We start from the raw sequence: 16366 nt of genomic DNA on the forward strand, positions 1-16366 counted from the left end.
GTCGAAAGGCCGCCGGATGACGGTCAACGCCGCTCACCGCCCGTATCCTCATGACGTGACGACGTCCCCTCAGGCGCCGCCGCCCGGGCTGACCGTCGGCGGCTACTCGCTGCGCGCCCGCCTCGGCGAGGGTGGGATGGGCGTCGTGCACCTCGGCCAGAAGCCGGGGGAGCGGCCGGTCGCGATCAAGGTCCTGCGCCCGCACGTCGTCGGTGACGACGAGGCCCGCCGCCGGCTCGCGCGCGAGGTCAGCTCGCTCAGCCGCGTGCGCAGCCGCCGGATCGCCGAGATCGTCGACGCCGACCCGTGGGGCGAGATCCCCTACGTCGCCACGCGCTACGTCCCCGGCCTCTCGTTGCACGACCACGTGCAGGAGGAGGGACCGCTCGAGGGCGACGACCTGCTGTGGTTCGCCGACTGCCTCGCCGAGGCGCTCGAGGCGGTCCACGACGTCGGCGTCCTGCACCGCGACATCAAGCCGTCCAACGTGATCATGGAGGGCCGCACGCCGATCCTCATCGACTTCGGCCTCGCCCGCGTCGCCGAGGACTCGCGCATCACGATGACCGGCTGGCTGCTCGGCACGCCCGGCTACCTCGCGCCCGAGATCCTCTACGGCGACGACGCGACGGCGGCATCCGACGTGCACGCCTGGGCGGCGACCCTGGCCTACGCCGGCACCGGCCGTGCGCCGTTCGGACGCGGGCCGTCGGTCGCGATCATGGACCGCGTCCGTCGTGGCGAGCACGACCTCTCCGGCCTCGACCCGGTGATCCTCGAGCTGGTCGAGGACGCGCTCGCGCCCGAGGCGGAGGACCGTCCCTCGCTCGACGAGGTGCGCGACTGGCTGGAGGAGCTCGCTTCACCGCTGGTCGAGGAGGGCCCTCCGGGCCCGTCACGAGACCGCCGGGAGCCGCACCCCGTGACGCTGCCCTACGTCGCCGGCGTACGCCAGGACCTCGAGGCCCCGACGGCCGTGGGCACCGGGGTCGTCCCGCGCGAGCCGGTGCACTGGTCGTCGGACTGGGAGCGTGACGAGACCCGCGCCGACCCGCGCAACGACCTCTACGGAGACCGACACACGCTCCCCAACCGCCAGACGCGCGTGCTGCCTGACGGCTCGGTGGAGTACGTCGGTGACTACGGAGCGGCCCGAGAGCCGGTCCCGACGGGCGAGCGGCTGCGTCGCGGTCTCTCGCTGCTCGCGCTCGGCGGCGTGGTGACCGGCGGCATCGCCTACGCGCCCTACCTCGCGCTCGCCGTCCTCTTCCTCACCGTCTGGCTGCTGCGCAGCGGTTCGCTCGCCGCGGCGTCCGCGGGCAGCAGGCGCGACCGGCGCGGGGCGAAGTGGTACGACGGCATCCAGCTCCTGCTCGCGGCTCCGTGGCACGTGGTCGCCGGGCTCGGCGGCACCCTGCTGCTGATCCTGTGGAGCGTCGGCATCGCGGCCGCCGTCGCCCTGCTCTGCTTCGCCGCCTCGCTCTCGGTGCTGACGTCGCTCGCGGTGATCGGCGGATCCTTCGCGATCGGCACCTGGTGGGGTCCGGGCTCCGAGCGCGTCCGCTCGCCGATCCACCGTGTCGTCGACCCGCTCGCCCGCCGCGGCGTGCCGTGGCTGCTGGTCACCCTCCTGGTCGCCGCGCTCGGCTCCGGGCTGGGCGCCGCGGCCTCGGCCCAGGGCACCAGCTGGACGCCGTACGACGACGCGCCGTTCGCGGACGTACGCGTTCCCGGCTGGTTCTGAGGCCTTTCTGCCTTTTCCTCCCGTGGATCCCGACCTAGGTTGGGACGGTTCCACTCGGGGGCGGACAGTCCTCCGGGTCATCACTCTCGGAGGTCAGATCTCGTGAACAGACTCATCCGGTGGACCGCGGCGTTCGGTGCTGCGGTCCTCCTCCCGCTCGGTCCCGCCGCAGTCGCGACCGCCGCACCTGCTGCCGGCACGGCGTCCGCTCGCACCGCCGACCGACTCGTCGAGGTGCCCGCATCGGCGGCGCTCGACCCGGCCGTGGACCCGAGCGAGTGTGGCGCCACGCTGTTCGACGCCTACTTCGACGAGCAGATCGGCGCGCTCGCCGCGGACCCCGCGGTCTTCCAGTTCGTCATCGACCACCAGGACACGCTCTTCAGCGTCCCGACCTACGACGCCCTCTTCTTCGGCACGGCCGGCGACCCGACCTACGCGCTCGAGACGCACGGCACGCAGGTGGCCCACACCTTCCGCGACCTGCGCCGCTTCTGGGACATCGACTCGAGCGACATCCAGCTCATGGAGATGAACGGCGAGTCGCTGCTCGACGCTGACCGCATCGCCCGCACGCTCACGGCGATGGTCGCCACGGGTGAGGCCGCTCCCATGACCGAGGCAGAGATCCAGCAGGAGGCGACCACCGTCGCCACCTACCTCCAGAGCCACGGCGACCTCTACGACAACCCGCTCTGGACGGCCAACGCCTTCGCCTTCAGCGCCGAGGGCGAGACCGACCCGCTGATCAAGGACCTCCCCGACAAGCTGATCATGGGCAAGGGCATCATCGAGGCCTACGACTCGTTCGGCCTCGGCGACGTCGGGCCGCGCGTGATCATGGCCCACGAGTTCGCCCACCACGTGCAGTACGAGCTGAACGCCTTCGACAACGGCCCGTCCGACCCGGCCGCGGCCACCCGTCGTACGGAGCTGATGGCCGACGCCATGGCGACCTACTTCGCGACGCACAAGAAGGGGCTCTCGCTCAACGCCAAGCGCGTGACGGACGCCCTGCTCAGCTTCTACACCGTCGGTGACTGCGTGTTCGACAGCCCGGGCCACCACGGCACGCCGCTGCAGCGCCAGCGCGCGGCTGACTGGGGTGCCGACCTCGCCGCCGCTGCGCGCCCGCGCAGCTACGTGCTGCCGGCCGCCGACGTGATCGCGCTCTTCGAGAAGGCCCTGCCGGGCATCATCTCGGGCAGCTGACCCACGCTGACAGGCCCTGCCACCCGAGGGTGGCGGGGCCTGTTGCATTTCCTGCCGGGCGGGCGCAAGGTCGGGACGTGGCCACCCTGACGCTCGACATCATCACGTCGCTCGACGGCTTCACCGCAGCCGACGGCTGGCCGGGTCTGTGGGGGATGGGCGGGCCTGACTACTTCGCGTGGCTCGGTGAGGACGACACCAGCCACACGCTGCTGATGGGCGCGACCACCTACCGGCTCTTCAGTGGCTTCGTCGAGACCGGCGAGGAGGACATGTCCGAGCTGACCGGGCGCGACAAGGTCGTCTTCTCCTCGACCCTCGACGAGGCGCTCGCCTGGGCCAACACCCGGCTCGTGCGCGACGACCCGGTCGAGGTGGTGCGCCGCATGAAGAGCGACGGGGACCGGTCCCTGCGGACCATCGGCAGCCTCACCCTCTGCCGCTCGCTGCTCACTGCCGGGTTGGTCGACCGGTTCCGCGTCGTCGTCTTCCCGGTGGTCAACGGCGCGACCGGGCAGGACCCGTTCTACGCGGGCTGGCCCGACGTCACGCTCGAGACCGTCGAGCACCGGACGTTCGACGGCCGTCTCCAGATGTATGAGTACGTCCCGACCGTCGTCGCCGGCCCGCCGGGCTGACCTACTTGGGCTCGGCGCGCAGCAGGCGCAGCAGGCCGAGGGCGAACGGGACGACGAGCCAGATGGTCCCGGAGACCAGCAGCTGGGCGAGGACCTCGCCGCTCGGCATGCCGTCGGCCTGGAACATCAGTCCCTGGGCGGTGTTGAACTCGATCCAGGGCGCGAGGTCGGCGAACCAGTCCTGGAACGAGCCCAGGACGCCGACCGCGATCGGCAGCACCAGGGAGTAGATGAAGTAGGTGACGATCGCGGCCGGGCTGTTCATCAGGAGCATCCCGATCGCGAAGCCGGTGAGGATCGCGATGAGGTTGGCGACGAGGAATCCCTTGACCAGCACGTCGGCGGTGATCGACCAGCCCCCGCCGCCGATGAGTGTCCCGACTGCGGCGACTGCCATCGCGACGAGGATCAGCGCGGCGCCGAGGAGAAGGCCCCCGACGAGCTTGGCCCCGACCACGCGCCCGCGGTGGGGCTCGAGGGTGAAGGTCGTGAGGCCGGTGCGCTGGCTCCACTCGCTGGTGACCATGAGGATCAGCAGGATCGGCAGGAAGTAGCCCAGGACGGCGCCCGCGACGCCGATGACGTCGCTGAAGTCGCGGCTGTCCTCGGGCGCGGCGAAGGCGTAGATCACCACGACCGCCAGGCTCAGCAGCACGATCGAGGCGGAGAACCAGCGTCCGGCGCGGGTGTCGAGGGCCTTGCGGACCTCGACGGCCACGAGCCGGGTGAAGGGGACGGCCGGGGTGCCGGAGACGTCGAGGAGCTCGGACGAGGCGTCGGTGGTGGTCATGCGGTGCCTCCCTGGGCGGTCGCGGCGGCGGGATGTCCCTCGCGCTGGGTGTCCTCGGTGAGGGAGAGGAAGAGGTCCTCCAGGCCGGCGGCGCCGGACCGGAGCTCGGTCAGCACGACCTGCGCCTCCAGCGCTGCCCGTCCGACCGTGGGGGAGTCGCAGTCGACCCGGAGCCCACCGGCCTCGACCGACACCGTGTGTCCTGCTGCCGCCAGCTGGCGTCCGAGCGCGTCGTTGTCCTCGGAGTGGACCAGCGTGCTGGTCGCCTCGCCGGACAGCAGGGACTCCTTGGTGCCCGAGGCGACGATCGTGCCGCGTCCGATGAGGATCATCTCGTCGGCGATCAGCTCGACCTCGTTGAGCAGGTGGCTGGACAGCAGCACGGTCCCGCCCTGGTCGGCGTACGACTTGAGCAGGCGCCGCATCCAGCGGATGCCGGCCGGGTCGAGCCCGTTGGCCGGCTCGTCGAGGATCAGCACCGACGGATCGCCGAGGAGCGCGTGGGCGATCCCGAGGCGCTGGCGCATGCCGAGGGAGTAGTTGCGCACCCGTCGCTTCGACTCGTCCGGGGTGAGCGACACCAGCTCCAGCATCTTGTCGACGCGTGAGTCCGGCAGCCCCATCGTCCTCGCGCCGATCATGAGGACCTCGCGGCCGGTGCGGCCGGCGTGCTGGGCGGACGCGTCCAGCAGGACACCGACGTGCAGGCCGGGGTTGGGGATGTCGCGGTAGTCCCGGCCGCCGATGCGGACGCTGCCCGAGGTCGCGGGAGTGAGCCCGACCATGATCCGCATGGTCGTCGTCTTCCCGGCTCCGTTGGGGCCGAGGAACCCCGTGACCCGGCCGCGTCTCGCGGTGAAGCTGACGTCGTCGACGGCGGTGAACCCGCCATAGGTCTTGGTGAGGTGATCGACCATGATCATGGGTCCACTCTGGCACGACGACCTCTCCGGCGCGGGTGCGCGACCGGGCGTGCCACCGGCCCTGCCGCCCGGATGACGAGATGTCCGTCTCACGGTCAGCGGATCGATGGCACCATGAAGACGTGACCAGCACGATCATCATTGCCTAGCGCGACGGGACTCCCCGCCGCGCCGACCTCCTGCACCCCAGGAGGTTTTTTGTTGTCCGAGCACAGACACACCGAGGGAACACGATGGACCTGCACGGCTCGTTCCACGTCTACGACACCACCCTGCGCGACGGCGCCCAGCAGGAGGGGCTCAACCTCTCGGTCGCCGACAAGCTGAGCATCGCGCGACAGCTCGACGGGCTCGGGGTCGGCTACATCGAGGGCGGCTGGCCGGGCTCGAACCCCAAGGACACCGAGTTCTTCCGCCGCGCGAGCCAGGAGCTCGAGCTCACCCACGCGAAGCTCGCGGCGTTCGGTGCCACCCGCCGGGCCGGCGTACGCGCGGCTGACGACCCGCTCGTCGCCGCCCTCCGCGACTCCGGGGCGGGCGTGGTCACCCTCGTCGCCAAGTCGCACGACCGCCACGTCGAGCTCGCCCTGCGCACGACGCTCGAGGAGAACCTCGCGATGGTGCGCGACACCGTCACCCACCTGCGCGAGGAGGGGCAGGCGGTGTTCCTCGACGCGGAGCACTTCTTCGACGGCTACCGGGCCAACCGGGCGTACGCCCTCGAGGTGCTGCGCACCGCCGCCGAGGCCGGCGCCGAGGTGGTCGCCCTCTGCGACACCAACGGCGGGATGCTGCCCGACTGGGTCTCCGACGTGGTGCTCGACGTGATCGAGACGACCGGGGCGCGGGTCGGGATCCACGCCCACAACGACAGCGGCTGCGCCGTGGCGAACTCGCTCGCCGCGGTCGCCGCCGGCGCGAGCCACGTGCAGGGCTGCATCAACGGCTACGGCGAGCGCACCGGCAACGCCGACCTGGTCACCGTCGTCGCCAACCTCGAGCTCAAGCTGGACCGCAGCGTCCTGCCGCAGGGCCTGCTCAAGGAGGCGACCCGCATCGCGCACGCCGTCGCCGAGGTCACCAACGTCCCGCCCGCCTCACGCCAGCCCTACGTCGGCACGTCGGCATTCGCCCACAAGGCCGGGCTGCATGCCAGCGCGATCAAGGTCGACCCCGACCTCTACCAGCACCTCGACCCGCTGGTCGTCGGCAACGACATGCGTCTGCTCGTCTCCGACATGGCCGGCCGTGCGTCGATCGAGCTCAAGGGCAGGGAGCTCGGCTACGACCTCTCCGAGGACCGCGACCTGGTCACGCGCGTCACCGACCGCGTGAAGCTCCTCGAGCAGCGCGGCTACACGTTCGAGGCCGCCGACGCGTCCTTCGAGCTGCTGCTGGCCGAGGAGGTCGAGGGCGCGCGGCCGTCGTACTTCGACGTCGAGTCGTGGCGCGTCATCACCGAGACCCGCACCGACGGCGAGGCCGTCTCCGAGGCGACGGTGAAGCTGCGCGCCGAGGGTGTGAGGTACGTCGTCACGGGCGAGGGCAACGGGCCGGTCAACGCCCTCGACGCGGCGCTGCGCGAGGCGATCGGGCAGGCGTTCCCGGAGGTCGCGAAGTTCGAGCTCATCGACTACAAGGTGCGCATCCTCGACCAGGGCCACGGCACCGACGCGATCACCCGCGTGCTGATCGAGACCAGCGACGGTGAGTCGAGCTGGGTCACCGTCGGCGTCGGCGCCAACGTGATCGAGGCGTCGTGGGGCGCGCTGGTCGACGGGCTGACCTTCGGCCTGCGGAGGCAGCACCGCTAGGTCGTCTAGGTTGCTGCCGGTGACCTCGACACGCGCGACCAGCTTCGGCGCCTGGGCCGACGAGTACGACGACCACCGCCCGACCTACCCCGACGATGCCGTCGACTGGCTGCTCCCGCCGCACGCGGCGCGGGTCGCGGAGGTCGGGGCCGGCACCGGCAAGCTCACCGACCGGCTGGTCGAGCGGGACGTGGACCTCGACGTCGTCGAGCCGGACGGCCGGATGCTGGCGCTCGTCGCCCGCCGCCACCCGGGACTGCGGGTGCACGAGGAGGGCGCCGATGCGCTGCCGCTCGACGACGGGTCGGTCGACGCCGTCCTCGTGGCGGATGCCTGGCACTGGTTCCCGAAGTCGGAGGCCTCGGCGGAGGTCGCCCGCGTGCTCCGCCCCGGCGGCTGGCTCGGGTGCGTCTGGAACGTGCCGGTCCTCGAGCACGACTGGCAGTGGCGGGCGATGCGTCTCGACCCGGCGTTGGCCCACTCGGAGGACACCGACCCGATGGAGCGTCTGGACCTGACGTCCGGATCCGCGGAGCAGCGGACCGTCCGCTGGACCTGGACCCTCACGCCCGCCCAGTGGCGCGGGTTCGTCTCCACGGTCTCCCACGTCGCGCTGCTCCCCAACGCCGAGCGCGAGGCCGCGCTCGCGGAGACCGAGCGGCTGGTGACCGAGGCGTGCGAGGCGGCGGGGACGACCGCCGTACCCCTCGTGCACGACGCACTCTGCATCCGCTGGTCGCCCGACGGGGGAGCGGCGTGACCGGGCAGGAGCCCCTGCCGCCCCAGACCTCGGTCGTCGAGCGGTCCGTCACCGTCCTGCTGATGATCGTGCTCGCCGCGCTGGTGCCGCTCGCGTCGTTCTTCGGGCTCTTCTTCGGGATGGCGTCGGACGGGTGCGTCGGCGACACCCCCTGCAACGGCGGTCAGATGACGGCCGGGATCGTGCTCTCGAGCGGCGCGCCGTGGGTGGTCTGGATCGCCGCGCTCGTGGTGATCATCGTGCGGTGGGTGCGCCGACGCCGTACGTGGTGGGTACCGATCGCCGCGCTGGTCGTCGGCGCCGCGCTCTGGGCGCTCGGTGGCGTCCTCGCGGTCTCGGCGGTCGGCTGAGTCAGGCCCCGACGACCCGGCGCACCAGGTCGTCCCAGCCCGCCTCGATCCGGTCGAGAGGGATGTCGTCGCGCTGCTGCTGCTCGATGACCATGATGTCGAGCGGTGCGAGGATCGCGATCGACAGCAGGACGAGGTCGCCGGTGACCCGCAGCTCTCGCAGCAGGTGGCGTACGTGCATGACGGCGAACGACGCCGCGGCGCGCGACCGCGCGGAGCTGTCGCCGGTCGCGGCCTTGATCAGCGCGCCGTGGGTGACGTTGGTGCGCATTCGCGAGTGGCCGAAGGCGAGCAGCCGCTCCATCGGCGGGGCACCGGGACCGAGCGGCGGGGGACCGGAGATGACGCTGGCCTGCCACTCCGCCTCGGACTCGTCGAGCACCGCGGCCATCAGGCCCTCGCGGCTCTCGAACCGCCGGAAGAGCGTGCCCTTGCCGACCCCGGCCACCGACGCGACCGTGTCCATGGTCACGCAGTCGACCCCCCGCGTCCGGACCAGCTCGAGCGCGGCTGCGAGGATCGCCTGTCGGTTGCGCGCGGCGTCGGCCCGCTCCGGGGCGGGTTCGTCCGCCATCGGCAGCAGGTTCGTCACGCGGTCAGAGTAGGGCGGGAAAAAAGATCCGGCACCCGGGAATGAAAGCGGACCGCAGTCCGTTTTGATCGTCATGACCACTGACACCCAGCAGCAGACCCGCGTCGCCGTCCTCCTCGGCTCCACCCGCACCGGCAGCCTGAACCGCCGCATCGCCGAGCACCTCCGTGACCACGCGCCCGCCGGCGTGACCGTCGACGTGGTCGAGGGCCTCGACACGATCCCGTTCTACACCGAGGAGCTCGACGGCGAGACCGTCCCCGCCGGCGCCTCGACGCTGCGCCAGGCCGTGGCGTCCGCCGACCGCGTGCTCGCCGTCACCCCCGAGTACAACGGCACCATGCCCGCCGTGCTCAACAACGCCATCGACTGGCTGTCGCGGCCCTACGGCGCCGGTGCCATCGTCGGCAAGCCCTTCGCGGCCATCGGTGCCACCCCGACGCCGTACGGCGGCAAGTGGTCGCACGAGCACGCCCGCCACTCCGCCACGATCGCCGGCGCCCTCGTCGTCGAGGGCATCGTCGTCGACGAGTCCGCGGTCGAGGGTGACCCGCTCGCCGACGAGGCCGCCGTCCAGCGCCTCCTCGGTGCCCTCGACGCCCTCGTTGCGCACGAGCCGATCGCGGCCTGACTCTGCACCCCAGCTGCCCGCTTGCAGGTAGAGATCTCTACCTGTGAGGGGGCAGGTCCCCGGATATCCGGGGACTCCAGAGGTACTAGGTTCGGCGCCATGGCCCAGCTGCACGACCTGACCGCGCTCGAGCAGGGCGACGCCGTACGTCGCGGTGACGTGTCGCCGCTCGAGCTGGTCGAGCACTACGCCGGTCGTGCCGACGGTGTCGGCGCGTTCGTCACCACCACGCACGACCTCGCTCGCGAGCATGCGCGCACTCTCAGCCAGTCGGGACGCCCCGCGGACGCAGGTCCGCTCTGGGGCGTCCCGACCGGCATCAAGGACCTCCACCCGACGGCCGGTGTGCGCACCACCTTCGGCTCGGCGGCGTACGACGACTTCGTGCCCGAGGAGTCCGACGACCTCGTCCGCACGGTCGAGGCCGCCGGAATGCCGAGCCTGGGCAAGACGAGCACGCCGGAGTTCGGGTCGCCCTGCTACACCGAGCCCGACGTCGCGCCGCCGGCCGTGACGCCGTGGGACACCACCCGCACCGCGGGCGGCTCGTCGGGCGGCGCGGCCGCGGCCGTCGCGGCCGGGCTGCTGCCCGTGGCGCCGGGGTCCGACGGCGGCGGGTCGATCCGGATCCCCGCCTCCTGCTGCGGCCTGGTCGGCCTCAAGCCGTCGCGCGGCCGGATCAGCGGCGCGCCGCGCTACGGGGACCCGGTCGGGCTCGCGACGCCCGGCACCCTCGCCCGTACGGTCCGCGACGCCGCGGCCCTCCTCGACGTGCTGGAGGGGCGCCGCGTCGGCGACCCCTTCTGGGCGCCGCCGCCGACCACGTCGTTCCTCGACGCCTGCGACCGCGAGCCGGGCCGGCTCCGGGTGGCGCGGTTCATCGCGCCCGTGATCGCGGAGGTCGAGGTCGCCCCGTCCAGCGTGACGGCCTGGGAGGACGCCTCCCGGTTGCTCGAGCAGCTCGGCCACGACGTCGAGGACGTCGGCGTGCCGATCCCGCCCGACGCCGTCGCCGACTTCGAGACCTGCTGGGCGGTGCTCACGGCGCTGTCGCCGGCGCCGCCCGGTCTCGAGGACCGGCTGCGCCCGCTGACCCGGTGGCTCAGCGAGCGTGGGCACGCCGTCAGCGGACCCGAGTTCGGCCTCGCCATCGGCCGGTTGCGGCAGCACGCCGCCGCCGCGCTCGCCGTGCTGGCGGCGTACGACGTCGTCCTCACCCCGACCCTCGCGATGCCGCCGGTCGAGGTCGGCGCGCTGCGCGACGACGCCGACCCGGCCGCTGACTTCGCCGCCCAGAAGGCCTTCACACCGTGGACCAGCGCGTGGAACGTCACCGGCATGCCGGCGATCTCGCTGCCGCTGCACTGGACCGACGACGGCCTGCCGGTCGGCGTGATGCTCGCCGCGCGCCCCGCCGAGGAGGAGCTGCTCGTCTCGCTCGCCGCCCAGGTCGAGGCGGCCGCGGCGTGGGTGGACAGGCATCCGCCCGGCTGGTGAAGTGGCGGCATGGGTGAGCTGACGCCGTACATCTGTGTCTCCGACGCGAGGCGCGCGATCGACTGGTACGTCGCCGTGCTCGGCGCCGAGGTCGTGATGGAGCCGATCGTGATGGACGACGGCAAGGTCGGGCACGTCGAGCTCGCCGTCGGCGGCGGGCGCTGGATGATGTCGGACGAGTTCGACTCGGCCGGGGTGGCGGCTCCCGACACCTCGCGCTTCGCAGCGGTGACACTGCACCTCGAGGTCGACGACGTCGACGCGACCTGCGAGCGGGTGACCGGCGCGGGTGTCGAGCTCGACCGGGGTCCCGAGGACAACCCGCCCGTCGGCCGGGTCGCGGTCTTCCGCGACCCGTTCGGCCACCGCTGGTTCCTCAACCAACCGATGGCCTGACCTCTGCACCCGAGTTCCACGGTTGTCGGCCGAGATCTGGGCTGACAACCGTTGCGGTCACCGGATGTCCGGTGACTCCAGGGCGAACGCCCGATGGATCAGTCGCCGATCCCGCGCGCGTGAAGCGCGTCGCCGGACTCCTGTGCGCGCGCGACGACGCGGATCACGAAGGGGGAGAGGTACGCCCGGGGGTTGCGGTCGAGCCCGCGGGCCCGGGCGGCGTCGCGGGTCTCCCGCGCGATCGCGATCGTGCCGGGCAGCGCGCCGATCGTGAGCGCGACGGTCAGCGCCACCCGATCGGGGTCGACGCCGACGAAGCGCAGCGGCCGCGCCCACCGCGCGAGGGCGTCCACCATCTCGTTGATCGACGTGGTGGCCGTCAGCGAGAGCGCCGCCAGCCCCAGGCTGAGCAGGTCGAGGAAGGTCTCGAGGGCCTTCTCGGCGCCGTACCACCACCACTGCAGCGCACCGGCCACCACGGCGATCGCGAGCACCCCGCGTGCCGCGCGCCAGACCGAGCGCAGCGGCACCCGGGCGAGTGCGGCCAGCAGCAGGGTGACCAGCAGGAAGACGGGCGCCGCCCGGACGTCGCGGACGACGACGATCGACAGGCTCAGCGCCGCGAGTCCGAGCACCTTCGCGCCGACCGGCAGTCGGTGGAGCAGGGTGTCGCCCGGCTGGTGGAGGCCGGCCATCAGGTCGCTCATCGTGGGGTGCTCATGTGTCGACCAGGGACGTGTAGTGGGCGATCGACTCGGTCGGGGTCCCGTCGGCGACCACGCGGGCGTCGTCGATGACGACGACCCGGTCGCAGCGGGCGGCGAGGTCGAGGTCGTGGGTGACGAGCAGGAGCTGCTGGGACAGGCCGAGCAGTGCGTGGCCGATCCGCCGGGTGTTGGCGCGGTCGAGCAGCGTGGTCGGCTCGTCGGCGACGACGACGGTCGGCTCGGTCGCCAGCACCCCGGCCAGCGCGAGCAGCTGCCTCTGGCCCCCGGAGAGCGAGTGGACCGAGTCGTGGGCGTGCTCCTCAAGGCCGTGGGCGGCGAGCACCTCGAGCGCGCGCTCGCGTCGCGCTTCGGAGCCGGGGACCGTACGCCGCAGGGACAGCTCGACGTCCTCGACGCAGGTCGGCATCACGAGCTGCGCGGCCGGGTCGGTGAAGCAGAAGCCGACCGTCCGGCGTACGGCCGCACCGTCGCGCACCACGTCCCTGCCGTCGACGGTGACGTGGCCGGACGAAGGTCGGACCAGGCCGTTGACCAGCCGCGCGAGGGTCGACTTGCCCGATCCGTTGGCGCCGATGACCGCGACGCGCGGCTCGGTGAGCGTCAGGGTCGTCCGTGCGAGGATCTCGCGCTCGCCGCGGCCGGGGAGGGGGACCCGGACGGCGACCGAGTCGAAGCGGATCTCCGGCAAGTCAGCGGCGCTGCAGGAGCTGCGGGAACGCGCGGTGCACCTCGGCGGCGATCATCGCGACCAGCGAGGTCTTCACGACGTCGCCGATCCAGAAGGGCGCGTCGTAGGAGATCGCCTCGCGCAGGGAGACGTCGAAGTAGAGCTTCATCCCGAGCACGCCGAGCACGTGGATGACCAGGATGCTGGCGGTGATCGAGCAGGCGAAGACGACGAGTGCGCGCGTACGCCGGTCGCGGGCGACATACTTCACGAGGAAGCCGGCGAGAGCCGCGGCGATCGGGAACGAGATGAGGTAGCCGCCGCTGGGACCGCTGAAGACGCCGATCCCGGAGGAGTGCTCGGCGAAGACGGGAAGTCCGACCGCGCCGAGCGCGAGGTAGAGAGTGACGGCCGAGAAGCCGCGCAGCGGGCCGAGGACGCAGCCCGCCAGCATGACCGTCAGCGTCTGCAGGGTGATCGGGACGCCGGCGCTGCCGACCGGGATCGCCCCGACGTAGGCACTGGCGCTGATCAGGGCCGCGAACGCCGCGACCAGGGCGATGTCGCGCGTCGGCGACGACGAGCCCGCGGTGTCCTGATCGACGGTGGTGGGCTCAGTGGTGGCGGTCATCGGGGGATCCTTGCTCGTGCAGCGGGCAACCTGAACGGTGTTCAGGTTAGGGTGGTCGCGACGACGTCGTCAACGCAGTCCAGTCGCCGGATCGGCCTAGGAGGGTGGGTGGCGCATCACCGCAGTGACGTGCTCGCGCACGCCGTCGCCCTCCTCGACACCCACGGCCTCGCCGCGCTGACGATGCGCCGGCTCGGGGCCGAGCTCGACGTGCAGCCGAGCGCGATCTACCACCACTTCGCCAGCAAGCAGGCCCTCCTCGCGGCCGTCGCCGACGAGATCCTCGCGCGCGGCGCGCGACCGCGCGAGGCCGCCGAGTGGCCCGACCGGCTGCGCGAGGTCTGCTCGGAGCTGCGGCTCGCGATGCTCGCCGTGACCGACGGTGCAGACGTGGTGGCGACGGTCTGGGCGTTCGGGCTCGGCGCGGCCGCACCGGTGGCCGAGCTCGAGAAGGTCCTCGCCGACGCCGACGTCCCCGCCGAGCTGGTGCCGGTCGCGTCCCGGGCGCTCGTCCACTACGTCTTCGGCCACGCCTTCGAGGAGCAGACAGCCCGCCAGGCTGTCAGCCTCGGCGCCGTCGAGCGGTCCCTGGAGTCGCTGCCCGACTTCGACCTCGGGCTCGACCTGGTGATCGACGGCCTGCGCGCCCGCGTCAGCCCGCGCCCCGGTGTCTAGGGACGATCTGGTCGGAGGAGCAAGGGCCGGACCAACGAGATCGTCCCGAGATACCTGAGGACGTGGTCGACGGTCCTGAGGTCACGAGCCGTCCACCACGTCCTCAGGTGTCAGGGGTCGACGACGGCCCCGTGGAGCTCGGCGAGCAGGACGGCGCCGGCGAGGTCGAGCTGCGTCTTCTTCAACGTCGCTGCCGACAGGTCGACGCCGTCGAGGCTCGCCCCGCGCAGGTCGGCGCGGTCGAGCACGGTGTCGCGGAGCACGGCCCGGTCGAGGCGCGCGCCGGTGAGGGCGGTGAGGGTCAGGTCCGACATCGACAGGTCCGCCTCGCGCAGGTCGACGCCGGTCAGGTCGAGCCGCGAGAGATTGGCGCCGCGGATGGTCACGCCGAGCCACGAGCCACCGGTGACGGTGAGCGGCCGCAGCGTGCACTCGCTGAAGACCGTGCCGACGAGCTTGCAGCCGTCGAGCGTCGCGTCGAAGAACGACGTACGCCGGAAGTCGCAGCCGACGAACGCCGTCGCCCGGTGCACCGACGCGTTGAACCTGCCGCCGTGGAACGTGCACCGCTCGAAGGTCGCGCCCGACGTGGTGGCCTCCGACAGGTCGACGTCGGTGAAGGTGCAGTCGGTGAACCGTGCGGCGCCGAGGTCGTCGCCGTACCAGTCGTCGCCCCGGTAGTGCTGGCCGCCGGCTGTCAGGGGGTCGGTCACGGCAGCCACCGTACGTCGCGACCGTGGCGGCCGGGACGGATAGGGTCGTGCCCGTGATCGCGTCCCACCAGCACCGCTTCATCTTCCTCAAGACCCGCAAGACCGCGGGCACGAGCGTCGAGATCGCGCTGTCCAAGGTGTGCGGACCGGACGACATCATCACCGAGATCAGCCCCGAGGACGAGAAGCTCCGGAGGGCCGCCGGCGGCCGTCCGCCGCAGAACTTCGAGTCGCCGCCGCTGGAGCGCAAGGCCTACAACCACATGGGCGCCAAGGCCGTGCGCGACCTGGTCGGCGAGCAGGCCTTCACCGACTACTTCACCTTCGCGATCGAGCGGAACCCGTGGGACGCGGTCGTCTCGCTCTACTTCTGGAAGTACAAGGACCGCGACGAGCTGCCCGACTTCGAGGCCTACGTCCAGGAGATCTGGATCGAGCAGCTGGCCAACAACCGCCGGCTCTACCGGATCCGCGGCCGGATGGTGCTCGACCGGGTGCTGCGCTACGAGTCCCTCGACGCCGAGCTCGGCGAGGTGTGGGACCAGCTCGGCCTGCCCGGAGCCCCTGACCTGCCGCGCGCCAAGGGCAACGCCCGGCCCGCCGGGCACTACCGCGAGCTCTACTCGCCGACCTCGAAGCAGCGGGTCGCCGACGTCTTCGCCGACACCATCGAGGCCTTCGGCTACGAGTTCTGAGGCTCGCGCGCGACGGCGAGCAGCCGCTCGCACTCGGCGATCAGCCGCGCCCGCAGCGGCGCGCCGCGCTCGGCGAACCCGCGCTGCGCCTCGACGTAGGCCGCCTTGCCGTCCGCGGTCTCGATCCGGACGGGCTCGAAGCCGAGGTCCGCGAGGTCGTACGGCGCCGCGCGCATGTCGAGGACGCGGATGTCGCGGGCCAGCTCGAAGCAGTCGGCGACCAGGTCGCTGGGGATCATCGGCGTGAGCCGGAAGGCGTGCTTGTAGAGGTCCATCCCGGCGTGCAGGCAGCCCGGCTGCTCGAAGGCGGGTCGGTCGTCGCGGCCGGGCTGGAGGGTGTTGAGCGGGCGTGCGGTCGGGGTGAAGAAGCGGAAGGCGTCGAAGTGGGAGCAGCCGATCCGGTGCGACTCCACGACCTCGTCGGTGCCGGCCTGCCCGAGCCGCAGCGGCCAGTCGTGGCGGGTGCCGTGCTCGGCGGACCGGTGCACCATCGCCCACTCGTGCAGGCCGAAGCAGCCGAACTGGGGCGTACGTCCGGCGGTGGCCGTCAGCAGCGTGCGGAGCTGGGTGAGCAGCGGGCGCTGCGACTCGACGTACGACTCGATGACGGTCGAGTGCGCAGCTCCGGAGCGACTACTACCGTGAGCGCACTCGACCTGCGCATAGCCCTTGAGGCCTGCGTAGTCCGGCGCATCCTCCAGTGCGGTCCCGTAGCCGGGGTGCCAGCGGCGCAGCTGCGCCGGGCGGTGCGAGTAGTAGGTGAAGAGGAAGTCGTGGACCGGGTGCTTCACCTGCTCGGCCCGGCGGGCGAGGTGCGGCTCGAGGAACGCGTCGACCCGGGCCGCGTGGGCGTCGGCCCGCGCGCGCCAGTCGGGACCGGACAGCACCTGCACCGGGCAGAGGCTAGTGC

The 16366-nt window shown here is 72.2% G+C and carries 19 protein-coding genes; 11 read left to right on the forward strand and 8 right to left on the reverse strand.

Going from position 1 to position 16366, the window contains the following annotated elements:
- The first annotated feature begins 55 nt into the window (after window positions 1-55).
- From JI751_RS06600 to JI751_RS06610, 3 genes are all read left to right on the forward strand, one after another.
- Entirely contained in the window at window positions 56-1744 is a 1689-nt protein-coding gene (locus JI751_RS06600; protein WP_201934965.1) for a serine/threonine protein kinase, read from the forward strand.
- 102 nt (window positions 1745-1846) lie between these two features.
- The gene (locus JI751_RS06605) at window positions 1847-2956 is read left to right on the forward strand and encodes a neutral zinc metallopeptidase (protein WP_201934967.1); all 1110 of its coding nucleotides are present in this window, start codon (window positions 1847-1849) and stop codon (window positions 2954-2956) included.
- Between the two features lie 77 nt (window positions 2957-3033).
- On the forward strand, window positions 3034-3594 hold the full coding sequence (locus JI751_RS06610; RefSeq protein WP_201934968.1) for a dihydrofolate reductase family protein: 561 nt from the start codon (window positions 3034-3036) through the stop codon (window positions 3592-3594).
- A 1-nt stretch (window position 3595) separates the two neighbouring features.
- Here the strand turns inward: JI751_RS06610 and JI751_RS06615 are convergent, their stop codons facing one another.
- Window positions 3596-4384 (reverse strand): ABC transporter permease, encoded by a 789-nt coding sequence (locus JI751_RS06615; RefSeq protein WP_201934969.1) that lies wholly within the window; start codon window positions 4382-4384, stop codon window positions 3596-3598.
- On the reverse strand, window positions 4381-5307 hold the full coding sequence (locus tag JI751_RS06620; protein ID WP_201934973.1) for an ABC transporter ATP-binding protein: 927 nt from the start codon (window positions 5305-5307) through the stop codon (window positions 4381-4383). The genes JI751_RS06615 and JI751_RS06620 overlap by 4 nt, the downstream gene beginning before the upstream one ends.
- 233 nt (window positions 5308-5540) lie before the next feature.
- Between JI751_RS06620 and cimA the strand changes: the two genes are divergently transcribed.
- From cimA to JI751_RS06635, 3 genes are read left to right on the forward strand one after another with little or no spacing between them, the layout of a single operon-like run.
- Entirely contained in the window at window positions 5541-7121 is a 1581-nt protein-coding gene (cimA, locus tag JI751_RS06625) for a citramalate synthase (protein ID WP_201934974.1), read from the forward strand.
- 19 nt (window positions 7122-7140) lie between these two features.
- Window positions 7141-7881 carry a class I SAM-dependent methyltransferase gene (locus JI751_RS06630; protein ID WP_201934977.1) on the forward strand — a complete coding sequence of 247 codons (741 nt, stop codon included), beginning with the start codon at window positions 7141-7143 and terminating at the stop codon, window positions 7879-7881.
- Window positions 7878-8231, forward strand: coding sequence for a hypothetical protein (locus JI751_RS06635; RefSeq protein WP_201934979.1), 354 nt, complete (start codon window positions 7878-7880; stop codon window positions 8229-8231). Before JI751_RS06630 ends, JI751_RS06635 begins: the two co-directional genes overlap by 4 nt.
- Window position 8232: 1 nt before the next feature.
- On the opposite strand, the gene JI751_RS06640 is transcribed toward JI751_RS06635, so the two are convergent.
- Window positions 8233-8823, reverse strand: a complete 591-nt coding sequence (locus tag JI751_RS06640) for a TetR/AcrR family transcriptional regulator (RefSeq protein WP_307813920.1) — start codon at window positions 8821-8823, stop codon at window positions 8233-8235.
- A gap of 73 nt (window positions 8824-8896) precedes the next feature.
- Between JI751_RS06640 and JI751_RS06645 the strand changes: the two genes are divergently transcribed.
- The 3 genes from JI751_RS06645 to JI751_RS06655 all read left to right on the forward strand — a co-directional run bounded on the left by JI751_RS06645 (window position 8897) and on the right by JI751_RS06655 (window position 11347).
- Window positions 8897-9454 (forward strand): NAD(P)H-dependent oxidoreductase, encoded by a 558-nt coding sequence (locus tag JI751_RS06645; RefSeq protein ID WP_201934983.1) that lies wholly within the window; start codon window positions 8897-8899, stop codon window positions 9452-9454.
- Between the two features lie 99 nt (window positions 9455-9553).
- Window positions 9554-10951, forward strand: coding sequence for an amidase (locus JI751_RS06650; protein ID WP_201934985.1), 1398 nt, complete (start codon window positions 9554-9556; stop codon window positions 10949-10951).
- A gap of 9 nt (window positions 10952-10960) precedes the next feature.
- Window positions 10961-11347 carry a VOC family protein gene (locus JI751_RS06655; protein WP_201934987.1) on the forward strand — a complete coding sequence of 129 codons (387 nt, stop codon included), beginning with the start codon at window positions 10961-10963 and terminating at the stop codon, window positions 11345-11347.
- 98 nt (window positions 11348-11445) lie between these two features.
- Here the strand turns inward: JI751_RS06655 and JI751_RS06660 are convergent, their stop codons facing one another.
- The 3 genes from JI751_RS06660 to JI751_RS06670 are packed head-to-tail and all read right to left on the reverse strand — an operon-like array spanning window position 11446 to window position 13373.
- Window positions 11446-12054, reverse strand: a complete 609-nt coding sequence (locus tag JI751_RS06660) for a CbiQ family ECF transporter T component (protein WP_201934989.1) — start codon at window positions 12052-12054, stop codon at window positions 11446-11448.
- Between the two features lie 10 nt (window positions 12055-12064).
- Entirely contained in the window at window positions 12065-12763 is a 699-nt protein-coding gene (locus JI751_RS06665) for an energy-coupling factor ABC transporter ATP-binding protein (RefSeq protein WP_201934990.1), read from the reverse strand.
- A gap of 1 nt (window position 12764) precedes the next feature.
- Window positions 12765-13373, reverse strand: a complete 609-nt coding sequence (locus JI751_RS06670; RefSeq protein WP_201934991.1) for a biotin transporter BioY — start codon at window positions 13371-13373, stop codon at window positions 12765-12767.
- 108 nt (window positions 13374-13481) lie between these two features.
- On the opposite strand from JI751_RS06670, the gene JI751_RS06675 reads away from it, so the two are divergent.
- Window positions 13482-14048: a TetR family transcriptional regulator gene (locus JI751_RS06675; protein WP_201934996.1), complete on the forward strand. Its 567-nt coding sequence runs from the start codon at window positions 13482-13484 to the stop codon at window positions 14046-14048.
- Window positions 14049-14158: 110 nt separating this feature from the next.
- Here the strand turns inward: JI751_RS06675 and JI751_RS06680 are convergent, their stop codons facing one another.
- Complete coding sequence (locus tag JI751_RS06680) at window positions 14159-14761, reverse strand: pentapeptide repeat-containing protein (protein WP_307813921.1); 603 nt, start codon at window positions 14759-14761, stop codon at window positions 14159-14161.
- Window positions 14762-14814: 53 nt separating this feature from the next.
- Between JI751_RS06680 and JI751_RS06685 the strand changes: the two genes are divergently transcribed.
- Window positions 14815-15456 carry a sulfotransferase family 2 domain-containing protein gene (locus JI751_RS06685; RefSeq protein WP_201934998.1) on the forward strand — a complete coding sequence of 214 codons (642 nt, stop codon included), beginning with the start codon at window positions 14815-14817 and terminating at the stop codon, window positions 15454-15456.
- Here the strand turns inward: JI751_RS06685 and JI751_RS06690 are convergent.
- Window positions 15444-16349, reverse strand: coding sequence for a 3-methyladenine DNA glycosylase (locus JI751_RS06690; RefSeq protein WP_201934999.1), 906 nt, complete (start codon window positions 16347-16349; stop codon window positions 15444-15446). The genes JI751_RS06685 and JI751_RS06690 overlap by 13 nt on opposite strands.
- Between the last annotated feature and the right edge of the window lie 17 nt (window positions 16350-16366).

The organism is Nocardioides baculatus, assembly GCF_016735675.1.
GTDB lineage: Bacteria > Actinomycetota > Actinomycetes > Propionibacteriales > Nocardioidaceae > Nocardioides > Nocardioides baculatus.